The organism is Streptomyces sp. NPDC049970, assembly GCF_040660235.1.
Classification (GTDB): Bacteria; Actinomycetota; Actinomycetes; order Streptomycetales; family Streptomycetaceae; genus Streptomyces.
Genome location: NZ_JBFALP010000007.1, coordinates 211,781 through 238,591, shown reverse-complemented (window position 1 = coordinate 238,591; position 26,811 = coordinate 211,781). Strand labels below are relative to the sequence as shown.

General features: G+C 71.7%; 21 protein-coding genes and 1 pseudogene. 4 read left to right on the top strand and 18 right to left on the bottom strand.

From position 1 onward, the window contains the following. Positions 1 to 108: 108 nt before the first annotated feature. A complete protein-coding gene (locus AB0I83_RS16200; RefSeq protein WP_363304987.1) occupies positions 109 to 1,569 on the bottom strand; it encodes an aldehyde dehydrogenase family protein in 1,461 nt (486 codons plus the stop codon). 205 nt (positions 1,570 to 1,774) lie between these two features. After that, the gene (locus AB0I83_RS16195) at positions 1,775 to 3,241 is read right to left on the bottom strand and encodes a GuaB1 family IMP dehydrogenase-related protein (RefSeq protein WP_363304986.1); all 1,467 of its coding nucleotides are present in this window, start codon (positions 3,239 to 3,241) and stop codon (positions 1,775 to 1,777) included. Between the two features lie 294 nt (positions 3,242 to 3,535). Here AB0I83_RS16195 and AB0I83_RS16190 point away from each other — a divergent pair, with 294 nt between their 5' ends. Next, on the top strand, positions 3,536 to 4,591 hold the full coding sequence (locus AB0I83_RS16190; RefSeq protein WP_356535984.1) for a terpene cyclase: 1,056 nt from the start codon (positions 3,536 to 3,538) through the stop codon (positions 4,589 to 4,591). 59 nt (positions 4,592 to 4,650) lie between these two features. Here the strand turns inward: AB0I83_RS16190 and AB0I83_RS16185 are convergent, their stop codons facing one another. Then, positions 4,651 to 5,697, bottom strand: coding sequence for a sugar-binding domain-containing protein (locus AB0I83_RS16185; RefSeq protein ID WP_363304985.1), 1,047 nt, complete (start codon positions 5,695 to 5,697; stop codon positions 4,651 to 4,653). A 78-nt stretch (positions 5,698 to 5,775) separates the two neighbouring features. After that, positions 5,776 to 6,459: a ribulose-phosphate 3-epimerase gene (gene rpe / locus AB0I83_RS16180; RefSeq protein WP_363304984.1), complete on the bottom strand. Its 684-nt coding sequence runs from the start codon at positions 6,457 to 6,459 to the stop codon at positions 5,776 to 5,778. Positions 6,460 to 6,961: 502 nt separating this feature from the next. Between rpe and AB0I83_RS16175 the strand changes: the two are divergent. Both AB0I83_RS16175 and AB0I83_RS16170 read left to right on the top strand, forming a co-directional pair. Then, positions 6,962 to 7,153: pseudogene (locus tag AB0I83_RS16175) on the top strand (ABC transporter ATP-binding protein); the annotation flags it as partial. Between the two features lie 64 nt (positions 7,154 to 7,217). Continuing rightward, positions 7,218 to 8,153: a TauD/TfdA family dioxygenase gene (locus AB0I83_RS16170; RefSeq protein ID WP_356535990.1), complete on the top strand. Its 936-nt coding sequence runs from the start codon at positions 7,218 to 7,220 to the stop codon at positions 8,151 to 8,153. 39 nt (positions 8,154 to 8,192) lie between these two features. Here AB0I83_RS16170 and AB0I83_RS16165 read toward each other — a convergent pair whose 3' ends face one another. Together AB0I83_RS16165 and fmt are read right to left on the bottom strand one after the other, a co-directional pair. After that, complete coding sequence (locus AB0I83_RS16165) at positions 8,193 to 9,626, bottom strand: transcription antitermination factor NusB (RefSeq protein ID WP_363304983.1); 1,434 nt, start codon at positions 9,624 to 9,626, stop codon at positions 8,193 to 8,195. A gap of 176 nt (positions 9,627 to 9,802) precedes the next feature. Beyond that, positions 9,803 to 10,735: a methionyl-tRNA formyltransferase gene (gene fmt / locus AB0I83_RS16160; protein WP_363304982.1), complete on the bottom strand. Its 933-nt coding sequence runs from the start codon at positions 10,733 to 10,735 to the stop codon at positions 9,803 to 9,805. 225 nt (positions 10,736 to 10,960) lie between these two features. Between fmt and AB0I83_RS16155 the strand changes: the two genes are divergently transcribed. Beyond that, a complete protein-coding gene (locus AB0I83_RS16155) occupies positions 10,961 to 11,482 on the top strand; it encodes a hypothetical protein (RefSeq protein WP_356535993.1) in 522 nt (173 codons plus the stop codon). 162 nt (positions 11,483 to 11,644) lie between these two features. Here the strand turns inward: AB0I83_RS16155 and AB0I83_RS16150 are convergent, their stop codons facing one another. The 12 genes from AB0I83_RS16150 to AB0I83_RS16095 all read right to left on the bottom strand — a co-directional run bounded on the left by AB0I83_RS16150 (position 11,645) and on the right by AB0I83_RS16095 (position 26,809). Then, on the bottom strand, positions 11,645 to 13,789 hold the full coding sequence (locus tag AB0I83_RS16150; protein ID WP_363304981.1) for a primosomal protein N': 2,145 nt from the start codon (positions 13,787 to 13,789) through the stop codon (positions 11,645 to 11,647). A gap of 165 nt (positions 13,790 to 13,954) precedes the next feature. After that, the gene (gene metK / locus AB0I83_RS16145; RefSeq protein WP_356535995.1) at positions 13,955 to 15,178 is read right to left on the bottom strand and encodes a methionine adenosyltransferase; all 1,224 of its coding nucleotides are present in this window, start codon (positions 15,176 to 15,178) and stop codon (positions 13,955 to 13,957) included. A gap of 239 nt (positions 15,179 to 15,417) precedes the next feature. Further along, complete coding sequence (gene coaBC, locus AB0I83_RS16140) at positions 15,418 to 16,620, bottom strand: bifunctional phosphopantothenoylcysteine decarboxylase/phosphopantothenate--cysteine ligase CoaBC (RefSeq protein WP_363304980.1); 1,203 nt, start codon at positions 16,618 to 16,620, stop codon at positions 15,418 to 15,420. Between the two features lie 176 nt (positions 16,621 to 16,796). Further along, positions 16,797 to 17,069: a DNA-directed RNA polymerase subunit omega gene (rpoZ, locus tag AB0I83_RS16135; protein ID WP_003970369.1), complete on the bottom strand. Its 273-nt coding sequence runs from the start codon at positions 17,067 to 17,069 to the stop codon at positions 16,797 to 16,799. Between the two features lie 111 nt (positions 17,070 to 17,180). After that, positions 17,181 to 17,798 carry a guanylate kinase gene (gene gmk / locus AB0I83_RS16130; protein ID WP_356535997.1) on the bottom strand — a complete coding sequence of 206 codons (618 nt, stop codon included), beginning with the start codon at positions 17,796 to 17,798 and terminating at the stop codon, positions 17,181 to 17,183. 38 nt (positions 17,799 to 17,836) lie between these two features. Next, positions 17,837 to 18,160, bottom strand: a complete 324-nt coding sequence (locus tag AB0I83_RS16125) for an integration host factor (protein ID WP_040019917.1) — start codon at positions 18,158 to 18,160, stop codon at positions 17,837 to 17,839. Between the two features lie 244 nt (positions 18,161 to 18,404). Then, positions 18,405 to 19,244: an orotidine-5'-phosphate decarboxylase gene (pyrF, locus tag AB0I83_RS16120; protein WP_356535998.1), complete on the bottom strand. Its 840-nt coding sequence runs from the start codon at positions 19,242 to 19,244 to the stop codon at positions 18,405 to 18,407. Next, the gene (locus AB0I83_RS16115; protein ID WP_363304979.1) at positions 19,241 to 20,350 is read right to left on the bottom strand and encodes a quinone-dependent dihydroorotate dehydrogenase; all 1,110 of its coding nucleotides are present in this window, start codon (positions 20,348 to 20,350) and stop codon (positions 19,241 to 19,243) included. The genes pyrF and AB0I83_RS16115 overlap by 4 nt, the downstream gene beginning before the upstream one ends. Before the next feature lie 124 nt (positions 20,351 to 20,474). Beyond that, the gene (gene carB, locus AB0I83_RS16110; RefSeq protein WP_356536000.1) at positions 20,475 to 23,783 is read right to left on the bottom strand and encodes a carbamoyl-phosphate synthase large subunit; all 3,309 of its coding nucleotides are present in this window, start codon (positions 23,781 to 23,783) and stop codon (positions 20,475 to 20,477) included. Then, on the bottom strand, positions 23,776 to 24,918 hold the full coding sequence (gene carA, locus AB0I83_RS16105; protein ID WP_356536001.1) for a glutamine-hydrolyzing carbamoyl-phosphate synthase small subunit: 1,143 nt from the start codon (positions 24,916 to 24,918) through the stop codon (positions 23,776 to 23,778). Before carA ends, carB begins: the two co-directional genes overlap by 8 nt. Then, positions 24,915 to 25,526, bottom strand: coding sequence for a hypothetical protein (locus tag AB0I83_RS16100; protein WP_363304978.1), 612 nt, complete (start codon positions 25,524 to 25,526; stop codon positions 24,915 to 24,917). The genes carA and AB0I83_RS16100 overlap by 4 nt, the downstream gene beginning before the upstream one ends. Further along, positions 25,523 to 26,809 (bottom strand): dihydroorotase, encoded by a 1,287-nt coding sequence (locus tag AB0I83_RS16095; RefSeq protein WP_356536003.1) that lies wholly within the window; start codon positions 26,807 to 26,809, stop codon positions 25,523 to 25,525. The genes AB0I83_RS16100 and AB0I83_RS16095 overlap by 4 nt, the downstream gene beginning before the upstream one ends. Between the last annotated feature and the right edge of the window lie 2 nt (positions 26,810 to 26,811).

The following is a 26,811-nucleotide window of genomic DNA, read 5'->3' as shown; positions in this document are numbered from 1 at the left end:
GGGTGGATCAATTCTCTGCGGGGGACGATTCGGGGGCGGCAGGTGCCGCCCCCGAAGTAGACCACGCGCACCCCCGCGCGGGGCGCGCCCACCGCGGAGCGCGGCCGGTCAGAAGGGGAACCGCGAGCGTCCGTGCTGGACCGAGATCCACTTCTGGGTGGTGAACGCCTCGATCATCGAATCGCCGTTCAACCGTCCGAGGCCCGAGCTCTTCTCCCCGCCGAAGGGGACGACGGGCTCGTCGTGCACCGTGCCGTCGTTGATGTGGATCATGCCGGTGCGGATCCGCTGCCCCACCCGTACCCCGCGCTCGATGTCGCCGGTGTGGACGGCACCGCTCAGCCCGTACGGGGTGTCGTTGGCGATGCGCACGGCCTCGTCCTCGCCGTCGAAGGGGACGAGGAGGGCGACGGGCCCGAAGATCTCCTGGTGCAGGACGGGCGAGTCGGGGGCGAGTCCGGTCAGCACCGAGGGGCTGACGAGATTCCCGTCGGCGCGGCCGTGCAGCAGCGCCGTGGCGCCCGCCTCGACGGTCTCGTCGACGAGCTTGGACACCGCGTCGGCCTGCGAGGAGTTGATCAGCGGGCCGATGTGGGTGGCGGGGTCGGCCGGGTCCCCGACGCGCAGGGAGGCGACCTTGGCGACGAACTTCTCGGTGAACTCCCGCTCCACCGCACGGTCTACCAGGATCCGGTTGGCCGCCATGCAGACCTGGCCCTGGTGGACGTAGCGGCTGAAGACGGCCGCGTCCACGGCGTAGTCCACATCGGCGTCGTCCAGGACGATCAGTGCGCTGTTGCCGCCCAGTTCGAGCACGGCGCGCTTGAAGTTGGACGCGCAGACCGTCGCGACGTGACGGCCGGTCCTGTCGGAGCCGGTGAAGGAGATGACCTGCGGGACGGGGTGCTCGATGAGCGTGTCGCCGATCTCGGCGATGTCGGTGACCACGACGTTCAGCAGTCCGGCGGGCAGCCCGGCGTCCTCGAAGAGCTTGCCGATCAGCGTGCCGCCGCAGACCGGGGTGTTCTGGTGGGGCTTGAGGACGACGGCGTTGCCGAGGGCCAGAGCGGGCGCGACCGACTTGAGGGACAGCAGGAAGGGGAAGTTGAAGGGGCTGATGACACCGACCACGCCGACGGGCACCCGGTAGACACGGTTCTCCTTGCCCTCGGTGGGCGAGGGGAGGATCTGCCCGCCCGGGCGCAGCGCGAGCCGCGCCGCCTCGCGCAGGAACTCCTTGGCCAGGTGCAGTTCGAACCCGGCCTTCAGCAGGGTGCCGCCGAGCTCCGCGACGATCGCCTCGCCGATCTCGGCCTCCCGCTCCTCGACGATCCGCAGCACCTTCTCCAGGACCGCCCTGCGGGCGTAGGGGTTGGTGTCGGCCCACCCCTGCTGGGCGCGCTCCGCGGCCCGGTACGCCTGGTCGACCTCGTCGGACGTGGCGACGGTGATCGACGCGAGCTTCTCCCCGTCGTACGGGTTGAAGTCGATGATGTCCCAGGACCCCTTCCCCTGCCTCCACTCGCCGTCGACGTACTGCTGGGCCAGGTCGGTGAAGAAGGAGGACATGAGATCCCTTACCGCAGAGGAGCGGGTGGTTGACGGACACTCATATTACTGATTCTTCCACTGAGTTGAGGGTGAAAAGGAACGCCCGGACACGAAGTCGAACGGCCGTGGCGAAGCCTTCGGGTCCGTGCACGCGAAGGTGCCCCTTCCGGCTCGTACACCCGGGAGGGGCACCTTCTGCACGGGGCGTCAGCGGCCCGGGGGCTCAGCTCCAGCTGGCGTGCAGCGGCTTGCCCTCGGCGTAGCCGGCGGCGCTCTGCACGCCCACGACGGCCTTCTCCGAGAACTCCTCGAGCGAGGCGGCACCCGCGTAGGTGCAGGAGGAGCGGACGCCGGCGATGATCGAGTCGATCAGGTCCTCCACACCGGGACGGCCCGGGTCGAGGAACATCCGCGACGTGGAGATGCCCTCCTCGAACAGCCCCTTGCGGGCGCGGTCGTAGGCGGACTCGTCCGAGGTGCGGTTCTTCACCGCGCGCGCCGAGGCCATCCCGAAGGACTCCTTGTAGTACCGCCCGTCGGCTGACTGCTGGAGGTCACCGGGTGACTCGTACGTGCCGGCGAACCAGGACCCGATCATGACGTTGGACGCACCGGCGGCGAGCGCCATGGCGACATCGCGCGGGTGCCGGACACCGCCGTCCGCCCAGACGTGCTTGCCGTGCTTCCTCGCCTCGGCCGCACACTCCAGTACGGCGGAGAACTGCGGCCTGCCGACACCGGTCATCATGCGCGTGGTGCACATGGCACCGGGTCCCACACCGACCTTGACGATGTCGGCGCCGGCCTCGATCAGGTCGCGCACGCCCTCGGCGGCGACGACGTTGCCCGCGACGACCGGTACGGACGGGTTCAGCGCGCGCACGGCGGCGACCGCGCTGATCATGGATTCCTGGTGGCCGTGCGCGGTGTCCACGACCAGCGTGTCGGCGCCGGCCTCGATGAGCTGTGCGGCCTTGCCCGCCACATCACCGTTGATCCCCACGGCCGCCGCGATCCGGAGCCTGCCGCCCGCGTCCGTGGCCGGTGTGTAGAGCGTGGCGCGCAGCGCGGCCTTGCGGGTGAGGATGCCGACGAGCCGGCCGTCCGCGTCGACGGCGGGGGCGAGCTTGCGGTTGGCACCGTCGAGCCTGTTGAAGGCGTCGCGCGGGTCGATGGACGCGTCCAGCACGACCAGGTCCTTGGTCATGACCTCGGACAGCTGGGTGAAGCGGTCCACGCCGGTCAGGTCGTGGTCGGTGACGACGCCGACCGGCCGGTTCTCCGCGTCCACGACGACGCCGGCACCGTGGGCCCGCTTGTGCAGCAGGGACAGCGCGTCGGCGACGGTCTGGCCGGGGGCGAGCACGATCGGCGTGTCGAGCACGAGGTGGCGCTTCTTGACCCAGCCGATGACCTCGGTGACGACCTCGATCGGGATGTCCTGGGGGATCACGACCAGCCCGCCGCGGCGGGCGATCGTCTCGGCCATCCGGCGGCCCGCGATCGCGGTCATGTTGGCGACGACGAGGGGGATGGTGGTGCCGCTGCCGTCCGGTGAGGAGAGGTCCACGGCCTGCCGGGACCCGACCGCCGAGCGGCCGGGGACCATGAAGACGTCGTCGTACGTGAGGTCGTGGGGGACCGAGGGAGCGGCCGTGTAACGACCGGTGCCGGGCTCAAGAAAACGCATAACACCCATTTTTTCATACGAAACGGTGCAGGTCGTTTCCACGAAGACACAGCAAAGGACCCCCGCGTTCGTCAGTTCCTCCAAGGGAACCGCCCGGGGGCCGGGCAAGTGGAAACCTGCCTTACCCACGGACCCTACCCGAACGGGATTCGCCTCTCTGCGATCACTATCCCTGGACCGGGTGACAAAGTGTCAGGTAACTTGAAATTCGCAGGTCCCTGAGGTAGCGACAACGCGGCCGATGGGCCCGGAACACCTGTCACGTGCTTGACCGGAGAGGATGGGGATCCGCCTGTGGAGAACAAACTGCCGGACATCTTCTGCCCGTTCCCCCAGCGGAGCAATCCGTATGTGGGACACACCCGTGAGCACCTCGACACCTGGACGCGGCACACCGGCCTGGTACACCGGGAGTCCGCCAGGCAACGCTTCGAACAGGCCGACTTCGGCGCCTTCGTGGGCATGGTCTACCCGACGGCAGACAGCGAGCACCTCGACCTGGTGGCCGACTGGTTCGTCTGGCTCTTCCTCGTCGACGACCAGCTCGACGACGGACACCTGGGCCGCAGCCCCGAGCGCGTACGCGACGTGGTGGAGCGGATGCGCTCCGTGGTCGAGGGCACGGCCCCGGGCCCCCGGCCCGGCGAGGGGGCACCCGCCGCACTCGTCGCCCTGGTGGATCTGTGGGAACGCACGATTCCGCAGGCCGCCCCGCACTGGCGCGCCCGCTTCGTCTGGCACCTCATGATGTACCTGACGACCACGACCACCTGGGAGGCGGGCAACCGCGCCAACGGGATCGTGCCGTCGGAGGCGACCTACATCGCCCGGCGGCGGCACACCGGGGCGATCCACGTGTGCATGGACCTGATCGAGATCGTGGCGGGCGTGGAGGCGCCGGAGTGGGTCCACAACGACCCCCGGTTCATCACGGCCCTGGAAGCCTCCTGCAACGTCGTGTGCTGGGCGAACGACGTCTACTCCTACGAGAAGGAGCAGGTGCTCGGCGAGATCCACAACCTCGTCCACCTGGTCCGGCACCATCGCGGTCACGGGGAGCGGCAGGCGCTGGAGCACGTGTGCGCCGAGATCGCCACCGAGACCGAGCGCTTCCTCACCGCCGAGGAGGAGCTGCTCGACATGTACCCGAGGCTGTCGGCCGTTCTCGTGCCGTACCTCGACGGGATGCGGAGCTGGATGCGCGGCAATCTGGACTGGTCGCGGCAGACCCCCCGCTACAACCCGGCGGACGTCAGCCAGTACTCGGAGCCCGGGGCGTACCTGGAGGAGACCGTCTTCGGCGTTGGCGCGGACCACGCCGGGCGGACAGCGGGCCCGACAGCGTCCTGAACCGAACACGGCGGAGGCCGGGCGCCCGCGCGGGTGCCCGGCCTCCGCCGTACCCGCTTTCAGTCGTCGGGGTCTGCCCTCTCCAGGGCGGGCCGCTCTCCGGCGGCGGAGTCGGTCAGGAGGAAGTCGGCCGCGGCGGTGTCCGTGACGAGGCTGGTGACCAGGCCCGATCGCAGTACCGCACCGATCGCGGCGGCCTTGCGCTGGCCCCCGGCGATGGCCACGACCTCGGGGATCCGGCGCAGCCTGTCGGCCTCCACCGTGATGCACCGCTCACCGAGATCCCGGCCGACCCGGCGGCCGTCCGAGTCGAAGAGGTGCGCGGACATCTCCGCGGCCACGCCGAGCGACGCGTAGTGGGCCCGCTCCTCGTCCGAGAGCATGTCGTGGACGGTGGAGATGCCGGGTTCCCAGGACCCGATGGAGACCGCCGCGACCGTCACCTTGTCGAAGTACTCGAAGGCGCGGGCGATACCCGTCTGGTGGCGCAGGGCGGCCGCCGTCGCGGGGTCGGGCAGCAGCATCGGGGCGTAGATCGGGTGCGCCTCGCCGCCGGAGACCTGCGCGGCCCGGCGGACCGCCTCGACCGAGCCGCGCTCGGCCGTCCCCGCGTCGTACACCCCGGTCAGCTGCACGACCGTGCACGGCGGCAGCCGGTCGAGCGCGGCCGCCATGTGGATGGTGGAGCGGCCCCAGGCCAGCCCCAGCACGTCGCCCTCGGCCACCAGCTCGCCGAGGAGCTCGGCCGCCACCTCACCGAGGTTCTCCGGGTCGGCGGCGTCGTCCTGCTCCTCCGCCGGGGACTCGACCACGACGGCGTGCCGCAGGCCGTAGCGTGCCCGGAGCGCGTCGGAGCGCTCCGCGTCCAGCTCCGCCGGTACCCGGATCTCGATGCGTACGAGATCACGCTCCAGGGCCGTCTCCAGGACCCGTGCCACCTTGAAGCGGCTGACGCCGAACTCCTCGGCGATCTGGATCTTGGATTTTCCCTCCAGGTAGAAACGACGCGCCATGGCCGCCGCCTGCACCAGCTCAGCGGGTCCCATCCGCATGGCTGACCGACCCGCCGAGATGCCAGACAACGCGATCTCCTCACTGCTGTTCACACGCCCGATACGCCTTCATCCTGTCAGATCCGGCGATCCTTGATCCGGCCCGTCGGGCCGCGTTCATCCACGCTTGTCTCAGTGGCCGCACGCCCAGGGTGCGGAGGCCGTGGCCGTCTCCGCCTGCGCGCGCAGCGCGCGCACCGCCTCGGCCGGGTCCTCGGCCCCGTAGACGGCCGATCCGGCCACGAACACGTCGGCACCGGCCTCGGCGCACCGCTCGATGGTCGCGGCGGAGACGCCACCGTCGACCTGCAGCCACAGCTCAAGACCGTGCTTGGAGATCAGATCACGGGTGCGGCGGATCTTCGGCAGCATGATGTCCAGGAACGCCTGGCCGCCGAAGCCGGGCTCCACCGTCATGATCAGGAGCATGTCGAGCTCGGGGAGCAGGTCCTCGTACGGCTCGATGGGCGTCGCGGGCTTCAGCGCCATGGAGGCGCGGGCACCCTTCGCCCGGATCTCCCGGGCCAGGCGCACGGGTGCGGCGGCGGCCTCGGCGTGGAAGGTGACGGAGCCGGCACCGGCCTCGACGTACCGGGGCGCCCAGACGTCCGCGTTCTCGATCATGAGGTGGCAGTCCAGCGGGATGTCCGTGGCCTTGCTCAGCGCCTCCACGACGGGCACGCCGAGCGTGAGGTTGGGCACGAAGTGGTTGTCCATGACATCCACATGGAGCCAGTCGGCACCGTCGACGGCCTTCGCCTCCTCTGCGAGACGCGCGAAGTCGGCGGACAGGATGCTGGGGTTGATCTGGGCCATGCCCCAAGCCTGCCATGCTCCGCGCCACTTCCCCCGCCCCGGTGCGCCCCGAAGCCTCACGGGATCATTACGGTTCGTACGATCCCGGTCCCCTGTCGCGCGATTCCGGCGTCACCGGCCCCGGCGTCCTGTCCCCCGCCGTCCCGCCCGCCCACGGACTCCTGTGGGGCCCGTACGCCGGGACCCACAGGCCCCGGCCCGCACCCGCCTCGGCGCCGTGGGGCCGGTGGGGCCCGCGGAGCCCTTGGGACCCGCTCCGGTCCGTACCAGGTCGCGGACAGCCTCTGGTGCGCGCCCTGAGGCTGTGTTAGAAACTCACCGTGATCAGCGACCAGTTCCTGAAGGAGCGCCTCAGCATCGATCTCTGCCGTGCGACCAGCTGCTCCTGTTGAGCCTGGCCCGGCAGCGCTGAGCGCTTCCAGAACTGTGCGGCGTCGTCCGCCCGCCTTCCGGCCGCCCCTCGGGTGAGCCGGCGGTCTCCCTCCAGAGCCCCGTCCTCGCGGCGGTGGACGAGGCCGTCTTCCTCTGTACGCGGGCGGTCCTCCTGAGCGCCGGTCCGGGTACCGTCGCACTGGACGTCCCCATCCCGCTGCCGCGTACCGGGAGCGACGACCCGGACGGGCTGCGGGGGCTGCCCGAGTACGCCGCGCTGCGCGCCGAGATCGGCGCGGCGGTACGCGAGGCTGCCCGCTGAGCCGAGACGGGGCCGGACGTTCCGAGCGGCCGGCCCCGCACGCCGCACGCAGACAGGAGTCCCCATGTCACTCACCACGTCCACCGCTTCCGGCCCCGCGCTGCGCGCGTCCCGGCTGCCTCCGGACGGCCTGTACGAAGGCCCCCGTGAGCTGCGCCGGCTGGCGCCGGGACAGGCCGACCGGCCCTACACGCTGTTCGACGTCGTTCCGCTCGGCCCGGTCATCGGGGCCGAGGTCGGCGGTGTCGACCTGACCCGTCCGCTCGCACCCGGCGTACGCGAGGAGCTCGACCGGGCGCTGCTGGAGTGGAAGGTGCTCTTCTTCCGTGGGCAGCACCCCGGTTCGGCCGAGCAGCGGGCCTTCGCCCGCAACTGGGGTGAGCTGGAGACCAACCCCCTGCTGGCCGCCGGGGACGATCCGGAGGTCGCTCGCTTCGACCGCACGACCACCCCTGGCTTCGAGAACGTCTGGCACACCGATGTGACGTTCCGCGAGCGGCCCGCACTCGGCGCGGTTATCCACGTGCGCGAGGTCCCCCCGTACGGCGGCGACACGATGTGGGCCGACATGGCCGCCGCCTACGACAACCTTCCGCCCCGGGTGAAGGAACGTCTCGAAGGGGCGAGGGCGGTGCACGACTTCGTACCGGGGTTCGCACGGTTCACCCCCGCGGAGCGGCTGGCACCCTTCCAGGACCGCTTCCCGCCGGTCGAGCACCCGGTGGTGCGGACACATCCCGCCACCGGACGCCGGATGCTCTTCGTCAACACCTCGTTCACCACCCGGATCGTGGGCTGGGACCGGGACGAGAGCGACCGGATGCTGCGCCTGCTGTTCCAGCAGGCGCATGTGCCCGAGTACCAGGTGCGCTTCGGATGGCGCGCAGGTGACGTCGCGTTCTGGGACAACCGGGCGACGCAGCACTACGCGGTGAACGACTACGCCCCGCACCGGCGGGTGGCCGAACGCGTCGCGATCGCGGGCGACCGTCCCCGCTGACGGCCCGACCCGGGCGGCGACGCCGAGGCGCCGGCCGCGTCAGGCCGTGCGCCGCAGCAGGGCGAGGTACATCGCGTCGGTGCCGTGCAGGTGCGGCCACAGCTGGACGTCGGGTCCCTCGCCCAGCGCGGGCACGCCCGGCAGCAGCGGGCGGGCATCGATCCACTCCGCCTCGACGGGCGCCCCGCCGCGCCCCTTGAGTACGTCCTCGACGACGACCCTGGTCTCCGCGAGGTGCGGCGAACAGGTCGCGTAGCCGACGACCCCACCGACCCGTACCGCCTTCAACGCCTCGCGCAGCAGGCCGCGTTGCAGCGGCGCGAAGCTCTCCAGGTCGGCCGGGCGGCGCCGCCAGCGGGATTCGGGGCGCCGCCGCAGCGCGCCGAGTCCGGAGCAGGGCACGTCCATCAGGACCCGGTCGAAGGAGCCGGGCCGCCACGGCGGCCTGGTGCCGTCGGCGGTGATCACCTGGTAGGGACCGGGGTTGCCGGCCAGCGCGCGCTCGACGAGCCGGGCACGATGCGGCTGCTTCTCCGCGGCGAGCAGCGTCGCGCCGCGTCCGGCGGCCAGCGCGGCGAGCAGGGCGGCCTTGCCGCCGGGACCCGCACAGCCGTCGAGCCACCGGGTGTCGGCGCCCTCGACGGGGGCGGCGGCCAGGGCGGCGGCGACGAGCTGGCTGCCCTCGTCCTGGACGCCCGCGCTGCCGTCCCGCACGGCGGCCAGGGCCCCGGGTTCGCCGCCCTCCGCCATCCGCACGGCGTACGGGGACCAGCGGCCGGGAAGGCCGTTCTCCTCGCCGAGGGCCGACAGCAGCTCGTCGGTGGTCGAGCGGCCGGGGCGGGCGACCAGCGTCACCTCGGGCCGTTCGTTGTCCGCCTCCAGCAGGTCCTCGATCCCGGCGCGACCGCCGCCGAGGGCGTCCCACAGCGCGGAGACGATCCAGCGTGGGTGGGAGTGGACGATGGAGAGGTTCGCCTCCGCGTCCTCGTCGTAGGAGGGGGCCACACGCTCCACCCAGGCGTCGAGGTCGTGGGCCGTGACCTTGCGCAGCACCGCGTTGACGAATTTGGCGCGCCCCTCGCCGAGCACCACCCGCGCCAGCTCCACGCTCGCGGAGACCGCCGCGTGCGTGGGGATCCGGGTGCCGAGCAGCTGGTGGACGCCCATGTTGAGTACGTCGAGCACCGGCGGGTCGACCTCGCGCAGCGGACGGTCGACGCAGGCGGCGACGATCGCGTCGTACGTGCCCTGGCGACGCAGGGTGCCGTAGACCAGCTCGGTGGCCAGCGCCGCGTCCCGGCCGTCGAAGTCGCCCTTGGCGCGTGCCTTCTTCAGCAGCGGGGGGAGGACGAGGTTGGCGTACGCGTCCCGTTCGTCGACCGCCCTCAGCGCCTCGAAGGCGAGGAAGCGCACCGGGTCCTTCTGGGGACGGCGGTGGGGCTTGGAGGGACGGCGACGCTGCTGGTCGTTCACGTGAAAGGTGCTCCGCTGATGGTGAGGGGGCGAACCCGTCCAGCGTACGTCGCCCGGCCCGGCCGCCCGGCCCTGAGGGTCCCGATGGTCCGGCACCGACGGCCGGTGCCTCCGTCCGGGGGTGCCGGGGCCGGCCGCCTGCCGCGGCCTCGGAGACGCAGCAGCTCCCCGCGGCCTCAGAGGCCCAGCAGCTCCCCGTGGGCGATGCGCACGCCTCGGGCCCAGTCGGCGGCCCGCATCGGCTTCTTGCCCTGCGGCTGGACCCAGAGGAGCTCCACCGCGTGCGAACCGGTGCCCGCGTAGACGTTGTTCTTGCCCACCGACAGCTCTCCCGGGGCCAGGTCGGTGCGGTCCAGGACCGGCACGGCCTGGACCAGCTTGAGGCGCTCCCCGCGGAAGAGGGTCCACGCACCGGGGGCGGGGGTGCATCCGCGCACCACGCGGTCGACGCGCAACGCGGGCTCCGACCAACGGACCTCGGCGTCCTCCACGGTGATCTTGGGTGCGAGGGTGATCCCTCCGGTGGGCTGCGGCACCGCGTGCAGGGTGCCGTCCTCGATGCCGTCCATGGTCGCCGCGAGCAGTCCCGCGCCCGCGAAGGCGAGCCGGGTGAGGAGGTCACCGCTGGTGTCGGTGGGGCGGACCTCCTCGGTCAGCACCCCGTACACCGGCCCCGAGTCGAGACCCTCCTCGATCAGGAAGGTCGAGGCTCCGGTGACCTCGTCCCCGGCCATGACCGCGTGCTGGACCGGCGCGGCCCCGCGCCAGGCGGGCAGCAGCGAGAAGTGCAGATTGACCCAGCCACGGGTGGGCACGTCCAGCGCGGTCTTCGGCAGCAGCGCCCCGTAGGCGACGACGGGGCAGCAGTCCGGCGCGATCTCCCGCAGCCGCGCCAGGAAGTCCTCGTCGCGCGGCTTGACGGGCTTGAGCACCTCGATCCCCGCCTCCTCCGCGCGCTCGGCCACCGGGCTGGCCACCAGCCTGCGGCCGCGTCCGGCGGGCGCGTCGGGGCGGGTGACCACCGCGGCGACCTCATGGCGGTCGGAGGCGATCAGCGCGTCCAGAGCGGGAACGGCGACCTCGGGGGTACCTGCGAAGACGAGCTTCATGGGTGGCGCACTGCCTCTCGGGCCGGATGTACGTGGCGAGCAGCACACCATCCTAGAGCCCGCGGCCGGGGGGCGTACGCCCGCCCGTGCGCCCCTCACAGTTGCGCATACGCCCCTGTTGCGTGACCACATGGCCGGGTGACGCGTTGGTCAAGTGAGATTGACCGAAGTGGGCCGCCACCGCGCGGTCCGATCCCTTTCAACGCCGGTTCGAGAGGCTTCTTCATGGCCGACCACGCAACCCACGACGCCCAAGCGCGTGCCAGTCTCCACCTGTTGGTGCGGGACATCGAGCGGGTCCGGCGGCAGGTGGACGCCCTGCGTACCCTCACTGCGCAGCTGGGCAACGTCTACCGTCCGCGCCGCTCCGGCCCGTCCGCGGGCTTCGTCGTCTACGGCAGGGCGCCGGCACCCACGGTCCGGCTCGCCCAGGAACTGCGGGACAGCGTCGAGACACTCGTCACCGCGGCGGTTGACTTCGACCGCTCGCTCGGCTTCTCGTGGGACGCGGTGGGCTCCGCGCTCGGTGTCACCAAGCAGGCGGTGCACCGCCGTTACGGCGCGCGCAGGAACACCCCGCAGCCGGGTGCGGCGGAGACCTCGGAGACGGCGAGCCGCCCTGCCCCCCTGCCGGCGGACTCGGCGGTACCGGCCGTGCCCGCCGCCCGTTCCATGCCGCCCCAGCCGTCGGACCGTCCGCGCGAGGACCTGCGCCCGGGAGCCTTCCCCGGCCCGCGCAACGGCTGACCGCGGGCGGGCCGACCGGAGCGTCCGCCCACGTGCCCGCGCCGGGCCGAGGTCCGGGCGCGGGCACGTGGCGGACGGCGCGGACCGTTCCGGCCTGATCGACCGCTGTCCGGGTCGGACGATTTGCGGGTCGGCGGACGTCCGGGCCGGCCGGTGTCCCGGTCAGCCGATGTCCGGCGGGTCGATCCTGATCCGCACGGGGTCCCCGGTGCCGCGTGCGGTCCTGGCCGCCTGCGCGACCTTGAGCGCGGCCGCCAACGCCGCTCCGCGGCCCGGCGGGACCCTGATCAGCGCCCGCTCCCAGGTCTCGCCGGGTGGGCCGTCACCCTGCCTGCGGGGCCTGCCGGGTGCGGGTCGCTGCACCGGGACGGGCCCGAGCACCTCCGCCTCGGCCGGGAGTTCCGCACCGGCGAGGTAGGCGGCCACCGCCTCGCGCGGACCTGCCACCGAGGCCATCCTGGACACGGGCGGGAAGCCTAGTTCGGCGCGCTCCGCCAGCTCGCGGCGGGCGTGGCCGACCGGATCCCAGCGGACCAGCGCCTGGACGGGCCGCAGGGTCGGCTCGGCCACGATCACCACGGTGCCCCCCTCCGGCTGGCCTCGCACCAGTGCGGCGGCGGCGGTCCAGCGCCGCAGCGCCTCCTCCCCCGCCCGCAGGTCCGGCCGCCCCACCATCGCCCAGCCGTCCAGCAGCAGGGCGGCCGCGTAACCGCCCTCGGCCACCGGCTCGGCCCCGGGTGTGCTGACCACCAGGGCAGGCTGGTCCGGCACGGAGTCCAGCACGTGGTCCCGGCCCGACGTCCGCACCGGAACCGCGGGAAACGCGCGCCCGAGCTCCTCAGCGGTCCGCCGGGCCCCGACGATCTGCGCACGCAGCCGCCGGCCGCCGCAGGCGGTACAGCTCCAGGCCGTCTCGGCCCGACCGCACCAGGCGCAGTCGAGATCCCGCTGGTCCGGTGCCTGGAGCGGGCCCGCGCAGTGGGCGCAGCGCGCCGGTTCGCGGCAGCGCTCGCAGGCCAGCCGTGGTGCGTACCCCCGACGGGGCACCTGGACGAGCACCGGACCGCTGCGCAGCCCGTCACGTACGGTCTGCCAGGCCAGGCTGGGCAGCCGCGCGGAGCGGGCGGCGCCGTCCCGCGCGAGCTCCCCGTCGCCGACCGTGCGCACGAGTGGTGCCGCGATCCGCAGCTGGTCGCGGTCGGCTCGCAGGGGCAGGGCCCAGCCGCTCTCGACCAGCTGGGCGGCCTCCACCGTGCAGTTCGTCCCGCCCAGCAGGAACGCGCACCGGCCGTGGGCGGCCCGCAGCTCCAAGACCTCCCGGACGTGCGGGAAGGGGGCGTTGTCGTCGCTGTGGCTGGAGTCGCCGTCGTCCCACACGGCCACCAGACCCAGGTCGGCGACCGGGGCGAACATCGCGGCCCTGGTGCCCACCACCGCGCGCACGGAGCCCCTGCGGACCGCGAGCCACTGGCGGTAGCGCTTCTCGGGGCCGGAGTCGGCGGTCAACAGCGCGTGGCGCCCCTCCCCCAGCAGCGCGGTCAGCGCGGCGTCGACCCGCCCCGCGCTCCTCCCGTCCGGTACGACGACGAGCGCGCCCCGGCCGGAGGCGAGCGTCGCGGCCGTCGCGCGGGCGATCTCCTCGGGCCAGTGCGGTCCGGGGAGCGCCGTCCACACGGCTCGCGGCGCGCCGCCTTCGCTCAGGGCACGCAGGAACGCGGGCCCCTGGGCGTACCGCTCCCAGGTTCCGGGCGAGGGGACGGGAGGCGGGGGCAGCGGCGACGGCGACGGCTTGGACTCCGCGCGGCCGTTCCTGGGCGGCACGGCGAGCTGGAGCACGTCCGCGAGGCTTCCGGCGTAACGGTCGGCGACGGCGCGCGAGAGCTCCAGCAGCTCCGGGCCGAGCACCTGCTCGGGGGAGACGACGTAGGCGAGGGCCGCGAGGGCGCCCTGGTAGTCGGACGAGGCACGGCGCTCGATCAGGAAGCCGTCGATGAGCCCGCCGCCCTCGCGCCTCCCGCCGCGGACCTGGCGCCCGCCGGCTCCGAAGCGCACCCGCACCCGCACCCCTGGCTGCGCGTCGGCGTCGAGTTCCTCGGGGACGGCGTAGTCGAAGTACTGATCGAGGTGGAGCGCGCCCTTGTTCACCAGGACACGGGCGACCGGCAGCTCCCCGGCGAGAGCCGCTCCCCGCCAGGTCCTGGGCTTGGCACGCGGCACCTCGGCCTTGCGCACCGTCTCCCGGATGAGCGCAAGCTGCTCCGGTGCCCCCGGTCCGGGCCCGTCGGGACGCTCGTTGTCGCTGCTCACAGCTGAATTCCTACCAGACGCCACCGACAGCGGGGCCGGACGGCGGCACGGCACGGGCGACCGGGCCCGGTCGCGGCGGGGTCCGCCGCTGCCGGGGACGCGCCGGGGCCCGGACACCGCGTGCTGGTGTCCGGGCCCCGGCGTGAAGGACGACGAAACGAGGTACTACAGGCCCGCCGCCGCGCGCAGCGCGTCCACGCGGTCGGTGCGCTCCCAGGTGAAGTCGGGGAGCTCGCGGCCGAAGTGGCCGTACGCCGCGGTCTGGGCGTAGATCGGGCGGAGCAGGTCGAGGTCGCGGATGATCGCGGCCGGGCGCAGGTCGAAGACCTCGCCGATGGCGTGCTCGATCTTCTCCGTCTCGACGGCGGCGGTGCCGAAGGTCTCGACGAACAGACCCACCGGCTCGGCCTTGCCGATCGCGTAGGCGACCTGGACCTCGCAGCGGGTGGCGAGACCCGCGGCGACGACGTTCTTGGCGACCCAGCGCATGGCGTACGCGGCCGAGCGGTCGACCTTGGACGGGTCCTTGCCGGAGAAGGCGCCGCCACCGTGCCGCGCCATGCCGCCGTAGGTGTCGATGATGATCTTGCGACCGGTCAGGCCGGCGTCGCCCATCGGGCCGCCGATCTCGAAGCGGCCGGTCGGGTTCACCAGCAGGCGGTAGCCCTCGGTGTCCAGCTTGATGCCGTCGCCGACGAGCTGCGACAGGACGTGCTCCACGACGAACTCACGGATGTCGGGGGCGAGCAGCGAGTCCAGGTCGATGTCCGAGGCGTGCTGCGAGGAGACGACGACCGTGTCGAGGCGGACGGCCTTGTCGCCGTCGTACTCGATGGTGACCTGGGTCTTGCCGTCGGGGCGCAGGTACGGGATGGTCCCGTTCTTGCGCACCTCGGACAGCCTGCGGGAGAGCCGGTGCGCCAGGTAGATCGGCAGCGGCATCAGCTCGGGGGTCTCGTCGCAGGCGTACCCGAACATCAGGCCCTGGTCGCCGGCGCCCTGCTTGTCGAGCTCGTCGTCCTCGCCCCTCGGCGAGGAACCCTCGACACGCTTCTCGTAAGCGGTGTCGACGCCCTGGGCGATGTCCGCGGACTGTGCACCGATGGACACCGAGACGCCGCAGGAGGCACCGTCGAAGCCCTTCTTGGAGGAGTCGTATCCGATCTCCAGCACCTTGTTGCGCACGAGGTTGGGGATGTCGGCGTAGGCCTTGGTCGTGACCTCACCCGCGACGTGCACCAGACCAGTGGTGATCAAGGTCTCCACGGCGACGCGCGAGGAAGGGTCCTCGCGCAGGAGCGCGTCGAGAATCGTGTCGCTGATCTGGTCAGCGATCTTGTCGGGGTGACCCTCGGTTACGGACTCCGAGGTGAAGAGGCGGCGGGACACATCGCTCCCTGGGGTTGCAGCGGCTGCTGGCTGATCATTGGTGGACGGCCGGGAGCTGCGCCCGGCACATTCCGTCGACCAGTTTATCGGTCGCATCCGGTGAATGGGCCACACGTCTCGCCCTTTGGGAGGTCTGTGACCTGCGGCACTGTTGACGACGGTACGATAACCCCTCCCTTCGGGTGCAAGTTATGGGCTTTCTTCCAGGATTACCGTTCCACCGGATCCGGATGCGCAATCTAGCGGAACCGGGCCGCAACCAGGTCCCACACCGTGTCGGCGAGCGCTTCCTTGGGCCCGTACGGCACAGCGGTCTCGGCCCCGTCCGCCGCCAGTACGACCGCCTCGTTCTCCTCCGACCCGAAGGTCTTGCGCTCCCCCACCTCGTTGACGACGAGCAGGTCGCACCCCTTGCGGAGCAGCTTCTCGCGGCCGTTGGCGAGGACGTCGTCCGTCTCGGCCGCGAAGCCGACGACGATCTGCCCCGGGCGGGCGCGTTCCGCGGCGACCTCGGCGAGGATGTCGGGGTTGCGGACGAGGGCGACGGCCGCGGGCTCCTGGCCGTCCCTCTTCTTAATCTTGCCGGTGGCGTACTCGGCCGGACGGAAGTCCGCCACCGCCGCCGCCATCACCACCACGTCGGCGTCGGCCGAGGCCTTCAGCACGGCCTCCCGCAACTGCAGGGCCGTCCCGGCGTGGCGGACGTCGGCTCCGGCCGGGTCGGGGAAGCCCGTGTTGGCCTCGACCAGCGTCACCCTGGCGCCCCGGGCGACGGCGGTGCGCGCGAGCGCGTAGCCCTGCTTGCCCGAGGAGCGGTTGCCCAGGTAGCGGACCGGGTCGAGGGGTTCACGGGTGCCGCCCGCGCTGATCACCACGTGTCGCCCGGCGAGGTCGGGGGTGCCGGGGCCCCGGGTCAGGACGCGCCGGCAGACCTCGAAGATCTCCACCGGGTCCGGCAGCCTGCCCTTGCCGGTGTCGACGCCGGTGAGCCGGCCGACGGCGGGCTCGACGACGACGGCCCCGCGACGGCGCAGCGTGGCGACGTTCTCCTGGGTGGCGGGGTGCTCCCACATCTCGGTGTGCATGGCGGGCGCGAAGACGACCGGACAGCGGGCGGTGAGGAGCGTGTTGGTGAGGAGGTCGTCGGCGAGGCCGTGGGCGGCCTTGGCCAGCATGTCCGCGGTGGCGGGTGCGACCACGACGAGATCGGCCCCCTGGCCGATGCGCACGTGCGGCACCTCGTGCACGCCGTCCCAGACCTCGGTCGACACGGGGTTCCCGGAGAGGGCCGACCAGGTGGCGGCCCCGACGAAGTTCAGGGACGCGGCGGTCGGTACGACCCGCACGTCATGGCCGGACTCTGTCAGCCGGCGCAGCAGCTCGCACGCCTTGTACGCGGCGATGCCTCCGCTGACCCCCAGGACGACCCTCGGCTTGTCCACTGCGTCTCCCCGCACTCGTGTCTCCGCGCACCAGGCCCTCGGCGGCCTCGTGACGTGTCGGCTCCATGCTGCCTCACAGTGCCGGAGTGTCTCCGGCGGGTCCGGCCCCGGACACACCACCGGCCCGGCGGTGAGGACCGCCGGGCCGGTGGTGAACGTGCGTCTGTACCGCCTGCTTACTGCGCGGGGCCCTCGATGGCCTCGGACGTCAGCAGACCCGCGTTGATCTCGCGGAGCGCGATCGAGAGCGGCTTCTCGTGCACGTGGGTGTCGACGAGCGGACCGACGTACTCGAGGAGGCCTTCACCGAGCTGCGAGTAGTACGCGTTGATCTGGCGCGCGCGCTTTGCGGCGTAGATCACAAGGCTGTACTTCGAGTCGGTGGCCTCGAGGAGCTCATCAATCGGCGGGTTGATGATGCCCTCGGGCGTGGTGATGGAAGAGGACACTCTCTGCCTTCCGAAGGGGATAGAGATCAAAGAGATCTTTGATCATGCTGGTTCCGCAGTGGTGATGCGTCCGGGACCGGCGATGGTGACCGGCGAGGTGGACCGGTGGGATCAGTCGTCGGTGCCGCGGAGGCCGGAAGCCTGCAGCATCAACGTTAGCAGCTCGCGTGCCACGTCCTCGACGGAGGTGTTGACGAGGGTCCTGTCGAACTCGGCCTCGGCGGCCAGCTCGACCTTCGCGGCCGTGAGCCTGCGCTCGATCACGTCGGGCGCCTCGGTCCCGCGGCCGGTGAGCCGGCGCACCAGTTCGTCCCAGCTCGGGGGTGCCAGGAAGACGAGCTGGGCCTCGGGCATCGACAGGCGGACCAGCCGGGCGCCCTGCAGGTCGATCTCCAGCAGCACCGGCTCGCCCGCCTCCAGGCGGTCGAGCACGGCACGGCGTGGCGTGCCGTAGCGGTTGCCCGCGAACTCGGCCCACTCCAGCAGCTCGCCGTTGGCGATCAGCTTGTCGAACTCCTCGTCGTCCACGAAGAAGTAGTGGACTCCGTTGCGCTCACCGGGGCGCGGCTTGCGTGTCGTGGCCGACACGGAGAGCCACACCTCGGGGTGAACCTTGCGCATATGAGCGACGACCGTGCTCTTGCCGACCCCGGAGGGGCCGGAGAGCACGGTCAGCCGCGGACGTACGTCCGGGGGTACGGGGGACGTCCCCCGGGATGTTGCAGCCATGCGGCGATTATCCAGGTTCTCAGGAGTGCCTGAGAACGTCAGGCGGGGCTGCCGCCGAACTCACGCTCCAGGGATGCGATCTGGTTGGAGCCAAGACCCCGGACCCGGCGGCTCTCGGAGATGCCGAGCCGCTCCATGATCTGCTTGGCACGGACCTTGCCGACGCCGGGCAGCGACTCGAGAAGGGCGGAGACCTTCATCTTGCCGATGACGTCGTTCTCCTGGCCCTGCTTGATCACGTCATGGAGCGAGGCGCCGGAGTGCTTCAGTCGGTTCTTGACCTCGGCGCGCTCCCGGCGAGCCGCGGCGGCCTTCTCGAGCGCGGCTGCGCGCTGTTCAGGGGTAAGGGGCGGAAGAGCCACGCCTACGTCACCTCGGATGTCGATCTGTCGGATACGGACCGGTGTGGAACCTGGTGGCTCCACACCTGGTGAGCAACGAACAACCTGTGCTCGTTGGCCCTCGACGGAGACTAGCGGCAGAGGCCGCCTGAGTCAGCGAGAACAGACGAAAAGTCCTGGTCAGCCTTGGCCGACCGGGACATTTCGGCCATAACAACCCGGAATTCAGGTCAGGATTCCTTCAACAGGCTGTTACGTGGCATGGTCAGCTTTCCGGAACGGCCGAACGGACCTCGTCCGCGAACCGTACGGCGGCTTCGCGCAGCCCTGACGCGTCCGGTCCGTGGCGGAGCACGCCCCGGCTCACGCTGGGCACCACATTGCGCACCGCCGCCCCGAAGACGCGGGGAAGATCCGCGGGCGTCGCGCCCTGCGCGCCGATGCCGGGAGCCAGCAGCGGACCGTTGACGGACAGATCGACGCCCGTCTCCCCGAGAGTGGCGCCGACGACCGCGCCGACGGATCCGAGCGGCGTCGCACCCTCGTTCTCCGCGGCCATGTGGTCGAGCATCACCTGGGCCAGCGTCCGGCCGTCGGCGACGGTGGCCCGCTGCACCTCCGCGCCCTCCGGGTTGGAGGTGAGGGCGAGCACGAAGACCCCGGCGCCGGAAGCGGCGGCGGCGTCGAGCGCCGGACGCAGGGAACCGAAGCCGAGGTAGGGCGAGACGGTGACCGCGTCGGAGAAGAGCGGCGAGTCCTTGTCGAGGTAGGTGGCCGCGTAGGCGCCCATGGTGGATCCGATGTCCCCGCGCTTGGCGTCCATGAGCACCAGGGCCCCGGCGGCGCGGGCCTCCTCGACGGCCTTCTCCAGGACCGCGATCCCGCGCGAGCCGAAGCGTTCGAAGAAGGCGGACTGCGGCTTGAGCACGGCGACCCGGTCGGCCAGGGCCTCGACGACCGTGCGCGTGAAGCGCTCCAGACCGGCGATGTCGTCGTTCAGGCCCCAGGAGGTGAGCAGGGAGGCGTGCGGGTCGATGCCGACGCAGAGCGGCCCGCGGGTGTCCATGGCGTGGCGCAGGCGCGCGCCGAAGGGTTCGGGGGTCACCGCGGGGCCTTCCGTGTCTCGGCGCCGACGGCTTCGGCGAGGGTGGCGTAGGGGGATGCGGCGAGCCGGGCGGCCAGCCCCTTGTGGATCGCGCGGGCGTAGAACGGCCCCTCGTAGACGAAGGCGCTGTAGCCCTGGACGAGCGTGGCACCGGCGAGGATGCGCTGCCAGGCGTCCTCGGCGTTCTCGACTCCCCCGACGCCCACCAGGGTGATCCGGGTCCCCACACGGGCGTACAGGCGGCTCAGGACCTCCAGCGAGCGCTCCTTGACGGGCGCGCCGGAGAGTCCGCCCGTCTCGCGCACCAGGGACGCGTCCGACTTCAGGCCGAGGCCGTCGCGGGCGATGGTGGTGTTGGTGGCGATGACGCCGTCCAGACCGAGCTCGACGGCCAGGTCGGCTACGGCGTCGACGTCCTCGTCCGCGAGGTCCGGCGCGATCTTGACGAGCAGCGGGACGCGCCGGTCGGTGACGGTTCGGTCGGCCGCCTCGCGCACCGCCGTGAGCAGCGGGCGGAGCGCCTCGGTGGCCTGGAGGCTGCGCAGCCCGGGCGTGTTGGGCGACGAGACGTTGACGACCAGGTAGTCGGCGTGGGCCGCTAGCCGCTCGGTGGACTTCACGTAGTCGCCCACGGCCTCGGCCTCGGGGACGGCCTTGGTCTTGCCGATGTTGACGCCGACGGTCGTACGGAAGACCGGGACACGGGTGGCGAGGCGCTCCGCCACGGCCGCCGAGCCCTCGTTGTTGAAGCCCATCCGGTTGATCAGGGCCCGGTCCGCGACCAGGCGGAACAGCCGCTTCCTCGGGTTGCCGGGCTGCGGCTCACCGGTGACCGTGCCGATCTCGACGTGGTCGAAGCCGAGCATCGCCATGCCGTCGATCGCGACCGCGTTCTTGTCGAAGCCGGCGGCGAGCCCGAAGGGGCCGTGCATCCGCAGGCCGAGTGCCTCGGTGCGCAGCTCCTCGTGGCGGGGGGCGAACGCGGCGGCGGCGAACGTGCGCAGCACGGGGGTCCGGGCGGCGAGGCGGATCCAGCGGAACGCCAGGTGGTGGGCGCGCTCCGGATCCATGCGCTTGAAGACCAGCTGGAAGAAGAGTTTGTACATCACGGTGTCCTCATGAAGAGGGGGACACCGCTTCCGGTGTCCCCCTGCTGGGCGGCTGGGTACTCGAGGTCGGGTCAGGCGGGACCAGGGCTCGTGAGCCCGGCCCGACCCGGACGCGAGGCCCTCAGTCGCGGGCCGCGGTCAGATGTTCGGCGTGCTCCTGGAGGGAACGTACGCCGACGTCGCCCTGCTTGAGCGCGTCGATGCCCTGGACGGCCGCGGCGAGCGCCTGGACCGTCGTCAGACACGGCACGGACCGGGCGACGGCCGCGGTGCGGATCTCGTAGCCGTCGAGCCGGCCGCCGGTGCCGTACGGCGTGTTGACGATGAGGTCGACCGCACCCTCGTGGATCAGCTGGACGATGGTCTTCTCACCGTCGGTGCCCTCGCCGTCGGAGATCTTGCGCACCACGGTGGCGTTGATCCCGTTGCGCTTGAGGACCTCCGCGGTACCGGAGGTGGCCAGCAGTTCGAAGCCGTGGGCCACCAGTTCGCGCGCCGGGAAGATCATCGAGCGCTTGTCGCGGTTGGCGACGGAGATGAAGGCGCGGCCCTTGGTGGGCAGCGGACCGTAGGCGCCCGCCTGCGACTTGGCGTACGCCGTGCCGAACGCCGAGTCGATGCCCATGACCTCGCCGGTGGAGCGCATCTCCGGGCCGAGGACGGTGTCGACGCCACGGCCGTTGATGTCGCGGAAGCGCGACCACGGCATGACGGCCTCCTTGACGGAGATCGGCGCGTCCAGCGGCAGCGTGCCGCCGTCGCCCTGCTTGGGCAGCAGTCCCTCGGCGCGCAGTTCCGCGATGGTCGCGCCCAGCGAGATCCGGGCAGCGGCCTTGGCGAGCGGCACGGCGGTCGCCTTCGAGGTGAAGGGGACGGTCCGCGAGGCGCGCGGGTTGGCCTCGAGGACGTAGAGGATGTCGCCGGAGAGGGCGAACTGGATGTTGATCAGCCCGCGTACGCCGACTCCCGCGGCGATGCCCTCGGTCGAGGTCCGCAGCCGCTTGATGTCGAAGCCGCCGAGCGTGATCGGGGGCAGCGCGCAGGCGGAGTCGCCGGAGTGGATCCCGGCCTCCTCGATGTGCTCCATGACGCCGCCGAGGTAGAGCTCGGTGCCGTCGTAGAGCGCGTCCACGTCGATCTCGATCGCGTCGTCGAGGAAGCGGTCGACCAGGACCGGCCGGGTGGGGCTGATCTCGGTGGACTCCTCGATGTAGGAGGAGAGCCGGGCCTCGTCGTAGACGATCTCCATGCCCCGGCCGCCGAGCACGTACGACGGGCGTACGAGGACGGGGTAGCCGATCTCGTCGGCGATCGCCTTGGCCTCGGCGAATGTGGTGGCGGTGCCGTGCTTCGGGGCGGGCAGTCCGGCCTCGGCCAGCACCCGGCCGAAGGCGCCGCGGTCCTCGGCGGCGTGGATGGCCTCGGGAGACGTGCCCACCACGGGGACGCCGTTGTCCTTGAGCGCCTGCGCGAGACCGAGCGGGGTCTGGCCGCCGAGCTGCACGATCACACCCGCGATCGGACCGGCCAGCGACTCCGCGTGCACGATCTCCAGGACGTCCTCGAGCGTGAGCGGCTCGAAGTACAGCCGGTCGGACGTGTCGTAGTCCGTGGAGACGGTCTCCGGGTTGCAGTTGACCATCACGGTCTCGTAGCCGGCGTCGTGCAGGGCGAACGAGGCGTGGACGCACGAGTAGTCGAACTCGATGCCCTGGCCGATGCGGTTCGGGCCGGAGCCGAGGATGATCACCGCGGGCCTGGTCCGGGGCGCGACCTCGCTCTCCTCGTCGTAGGAGGAGTAGAAGTACGGCGTGTTCGCGGCGAACTCCGCGGCGCAGGTGTCGACCGTCTTGTAGACCGGGCGGATGCCGAGGGCGTGCCGGACCTCGCGCACGACGTCCTCGCGCAGGCCGCGGATCTCGCCGATCTGGGCGTCGGAGAAGCCGTGCCGCTTGGCCTCGGCGAGCAGGTCGGTGTCGAGGCGCTCGGCGGCGGCCAGCTCGTCCGCGATCTCCTTGATCAGGAAGAGCTGGTCGACGAACCAGGGGTCGATCTTCGTGGCGTCGAAGACCTCCTCCTGGGTGGCGCCGGCCCGGATCGCCTGCATGACGGTGTTGATGCGCCCGTCCGTGGGGCGGACCGCTTCCGCGAGCAGCTCGGCCTTGTCGCCGGTCTCGCCGGTGAAGGCGAACTGCGAGCCCTTCTTCTCCAGGGAGCGCAGGGCCTTCTGCAGCGCCTCGGTGAAGTTCCGGCCGATCGCCATGGCCTCGCCCACGGACTTCATGGTCGTGGTGAGGGTGGAGTCGGCGGAGGGGAACTTCTCGAAGGCGAAGCGCGGGGCCTTGACCACGACGTAGTCGAGGGTCGGCTCGAAGGAGGCCGGCGTCTTCTCGGTGATGTCGTTGGGGATCTCGTCGAGCGTGTAGCCGACGGCCAGCTTGGCGGCGATCTTGGCGATCGGGAAGCCGGTGGCCTTCGAGGCCAGGGCCGAGGAGCGGGAGACGCGCGGGTTCATCTCGATGACGATGACCCGGCCGTCGGTGGGGTCGATGGCGAACTGGATGTTGCAGCCACCGGTGTCGACACCGACCTCCCGGATGATCGCGATGCCGATGTCGCGCAGCCGCTGGTACTCACGGTCCGTGAGGGTCATCGACGGGGCGACCGTGATGGAGTCGCCGGTGTGGACGCCCATCGGGTCGAAGTTCTCGATGGAGCAGACGACCACGACGTTGTCGTTCTTGTCGCGCATCAGCTCCAGCTCGTACTCCTTCCAGCCGAGGATGGACTCCTCCAGGAGCACCTCGGTGGTCGGCGAGAGGGTGAGGCCCTGTCCGGCGATGCGGCGGAGCTCCTCCTCGTCGTGGGCGAAGCCGGAGCCGGCGCCGCCCATCGTGAAGGAGGGGCGGACGACGACGGGGTACCCGCCGAGGGTGTCGACGCCCGCGACGACGTCGTCCATGGTGTGGCAGATGACGGAGCGGGCCGACTCGCCGTAGCCGATCCTGGCCTTGACGGCCGCGACGACGCCCTTGAAGAGGTCGCGGTCCTCGCCCTTGTTGATGGCCTCGACGTTGGCGCCGATGAGCTCGACGCCGTACTTCTCCAGGACACCGTTCCCGTGCATGGAGATCGCGGTGTTGAGCGCGGTCTGGCCGCCCAGGGTCGGGAGGAGCGCGTCGGGGCGCTCCTTGGCGATGATCTTCTCGACGAACTCGGGGGTGATCGGCTCGACGTAGGTGGCGTCGGCGATCTCCGGGTCGGTCATGATCGTCGCCGGGTTGGAGTTCACCAGGATGACGCGCAGGCCCTCGGCCTTGAGGACGCGGCAGGCCTGGGTGCCGGAGTAGTCGAACTCTGCGGCCTGACCGATGACGATCGGGCCCGAGCCGATGACCAGGACGGACTGGATATCGGAGCGCTTAGGCACGCTGGCCCTCCATCAGGGTGACGAAACGGTCGAAGAGGTACGCGGCGTCATGCGGGCCGGCGGCCGCTTCGGGGTGGTACTGGACGCTGAAGGCCGGCTGGTCGAGCAGCTGCAGCCCTTCGACGACCTGGTCGTTCAGGCATACGTGGGAGACCTCGGCGCGTCCGAACTCCGTGTCGGAGACCTTGTCCAGCGGCGCGTCGACGGCGAACCCGTGGTTGTGCGCGGTGACCTCGACCTTGCCGGTCGTGCGGTCCTGCACCGGCTGGTTGATGCCCCGGTGGCCGTACTTCAGCTTGTACGTGCCGAAGCCGAGCGAGCGGCCCAGGATCTGGTTGCCGAAGCAGATGCCGAACAGCGGGGTCCTGCGCTCCAGGACGCCCCGCATGACGGAGACCGGGTGGTCGGCCGTGGACGGGTCGCCCGGGCCGTTGGAGAAGAAGACGCCGTCGGGTGCGACCGCGTACACCTCGTCCAGGGTGGCCGTGGCGGGCAGGACGTGCACCTCGATGCCGCGCTCCGCCATGCGGTGCGGGGTCATGCCCTTGATGCCGAGGTCGATCGCGGCGACGGTGAACTTCCTGGTGCCGATGGCGGGGACGACGTACGCCTCCTGGGTGGCGACCTCGGCCGCGAGGTCGGCGCCCGCCATCTCGGGGGCCTGGCGTACCCGGGCGAGGAGCGTGTCCTCGTCGGAGATCGCGTCGCCCGAGAAGATCCCGACGCGCATCGCGCCGCGCTCACGCAGGTGGCGGGTGAGGGCGCGGGTGTCGACACCGCTGATGCCGACGACGCCCTGGCTCGCGAGTTCGTCGTCCAGCGACCGGCGGGAGCGCCAGTTGGAGGGCACCCGGGCGGGGTCGCGCACGACGTAGCCGGCGACCCAGATCCGCTTCGACTCCGGGTCCTCGTCGTTGACGCCGGTGTTGCCGACGTGCGGGGCGGTCATGACGACGACCTGGCGGTGGTACGAGGGGTCGGTGAGCGTTTCCTGGTAGCCGGTCATGCCGGTGGAGAACACCGCCTCGCCGAAGGTCTCCCCCACGGCCCCGTAGGCGCGGCCGCGGAAGGAGCGGCCGTCCTCCAGGACGAGTACGGCGGGAGCTTTTCCGGCTCCCCGGGTGGAGATCGTCATCGTGCGGTGCCTTCCGTCGTGCTGGTGGGGTGGTCGGCGGCCGTGCCGCCGAGGTGGTTGACGGCCTCGACCCACGCCAGGTGCTCGGCCGCGTGGTCGGAGCGGAAACCGGAGTCGATCAGCTGGTCGCCGTGCGCCCAGGTGATGACCAGCAGGCCGCCCTCGGGCAGGACCTTGCCGGCGAGCGCCTTGTCGAGCCGCGCCTCGCGCAGGGCGGCGGCCGGTACGAAGAAGTCGGCCGCGCCCGGGCGTACGACGTCGAGACCCTGCTCGGTGAGGGTCATCTCGACCCGGCTGCGGGTACCGAGGCCGTGCGCCACGATCCGGTCGAGCCACTGCCCGGCGGTCGTCGACGCGTGGTAGCGGCCGGTCAGTGTGAGCAGTTTCTCGCCGTCCGTGAAGCCTGACGGGGTGGTGGCGAGCTCGGGCAGACCGGACTGCAGGCTCCCCCGCCACTTCCATCCCTGGCGCATCAGCCAGTAGACGAACGCGATGAGGACGACCAGTGCGAGCACCCAGCTGATGCGGGCGGACCAGTCGGTCACCTCGGCCGACTTCTGGTCGGCGGCCAGCCGGTACAGCTGATAACTGGGGTTGAGTGTTGTCACGCGAGCTTCCCGTCGACGACCGTGGCACGGCCCCGCAGGAAGGTGTGGGTCACTCGGCCGGGCAGCTCGCGACCCTCGTACGGAGTGTTGCGGCTGCGGGAGGCGAAGCCCGCGGGGTCCACTGCTCCACGGTATGCCGGATCGACCAGGGTGAGGTTGGCGGGCTCACCCGCCGAGACGGGCCGGCCGTGTCCTTCGAGCCGGCCGATGGCCGCGGGGCGGAACGACATGCGGTCGGCGACGCCGGCCCAGTCGATGAGCCCGGTGTCCACCATCGTCTGCTGGACCACGGAGAGCGCGGTCTCCAGGCCCACCATCCCCATGGCGGCGGCCGCCCACTCGCAGTCCTTGTCCTCGTGCGGGTGCGGGGCGTGGTCGGTGGCGACGCAGTCGATGGTGCCGTCGGCGAGCGCCTCGCGCAGGGCCATGACGTCGGCCTCGGTGCGCAGCGGCGGGTTCACCTTGTAGACGGGGTCGTAGGACCGTACGAGCTCGTCGGTGAGCAGCAGGTGGTGCGGGGTGACCTCGGCCGTGACGTTCCAGCCCTTGGACTTGGCCCAGCGCACGATCTCGACGGAGCCGGCGGTCGAGAGGTGGCAGATGTGCACCCGGGAGTCGACGTGGGCGGCGAGCAGCACGTCCCGGGCGATGATCGACTCCTCCGCGACGGCGGGCCAGCCGCCGAGACCGAGCTCGGCCGAGACGACGCCCTCGTTCATCTGCGCGCCCTCGGTGAGGCGGGGCTCCTGGGCGTGCTGGGCGACGACGCCGTCGAAGGCCTTCACGTACTCCAGGGCCCGGCGCATGATCACGGCGTCGTCGACGCACTTGCCGTCGTCGGAGAAGACCTTCACCCCGGCGGCGGAGTCGTGCATGGCGCCGAGCTCGGCGAGCTGCTTGCCCTCCAGGCCGACGGTGACGGCGCCGACGGGCTGCACGTCGCAGTAGCCGGACTCCCTGCCGAGCCGCCAGACCTGCTCGACGACGCCGGCGGTGTCGGCGACGGGAAACGTGTTGGCCATGGCGTGGACGGCGGTGAAACCGCCGACGGCCGCGGCCCTGGTGCCGGTGAGGACGGTCTCGGAGTCCTCGCGGCCGGGCTCGCGCAGGTGGGTGTGCAGGTCGACGAGGCCGGGCAGCAGGATGAGGCCCGCCGCCTCGATGACGGTGGCGCCCGCGGCGTCGAGCCCGGTGCCGGTACCGGTGACGGTCTCGCCCTCGATGAGGACGTCCTGCGGCTCTCCGCCGAGTACCTTCGCACCGCGGATAAGGATCTTGCTCATGG

Bases quoted from the DNA above. Each gene is read 5' to 3' on its own strand.
- gmk (WP_356535997.1), bottom strand. From the start codon at position 17,798: ATGGCTGCAACATCCCGGGGGACGTCCCCCGTACCCCCGGACGTACGT.
- AB0I83_RS16155 (WP_356535993.1), top strand. From the start codon at position 10,961: ATGGCCGACCACGCAACCCACGACGCCCAAGCGCGTGCCAGTCTCCAC.
- AB0I83_RS16115 (WP_363304979.1), bottom strand. From the start codon at position 20,350: ATGTACAAACTCTTCTTCCAGCTGGTCTTCAAGCGCATGGATCCGGAG.
- AB0I83_RS16200 (WP_363304987.1), bottom strand. From the start codon at position 1,569: ATGTCCTCCTTCTTCACCGACCTGGCCCAGCAGTACGTCGACGGCGAG.
- rpe (WP_363304984.1), bottom strand. From the start codon at position 6,459: ATGGCCCAGATCAACCCCAGCATCCTGTCCGCCGACTTCGCGCGTCTC.
- carA (WP_356536001.1), bottom strand. From the start codon at position 24,918: ATGACGATCTCCACCCGGGGAGCCGGAAAAGCTCCCGCCGTACTCGTC.
- AB0I83_RS16170 (WP_356535990.1), top strand. From the start codon at position 7,218: ATGTCACTCACCACGTCCACCGCTTCCGGCCCCGCGCTGCGCGCGTCC.
- AB0I83_RS16195 (WP_363304986.1), bottom strand. From the start codon at position 3,241: ATGCGTTTTCTTGAGCCCGGCACCGGTCGTTACACGGCCGCTCCCTCG.
- AB0I83_RS16095 (WP_356536003.1), bottom strand. From the start codon at position 26,809: ATGAGCAAGATCCTTATCCGCGGTGCGAAGGTACTCGGCGGAGAGCCG.
- fmt (WP_363304982.1), bottom strand. From the start codon at position 10,735: ATGAAGCTCGTCTTCGCAGGTACCCCCGAGGTCGCCGTTCCCGCTCTG.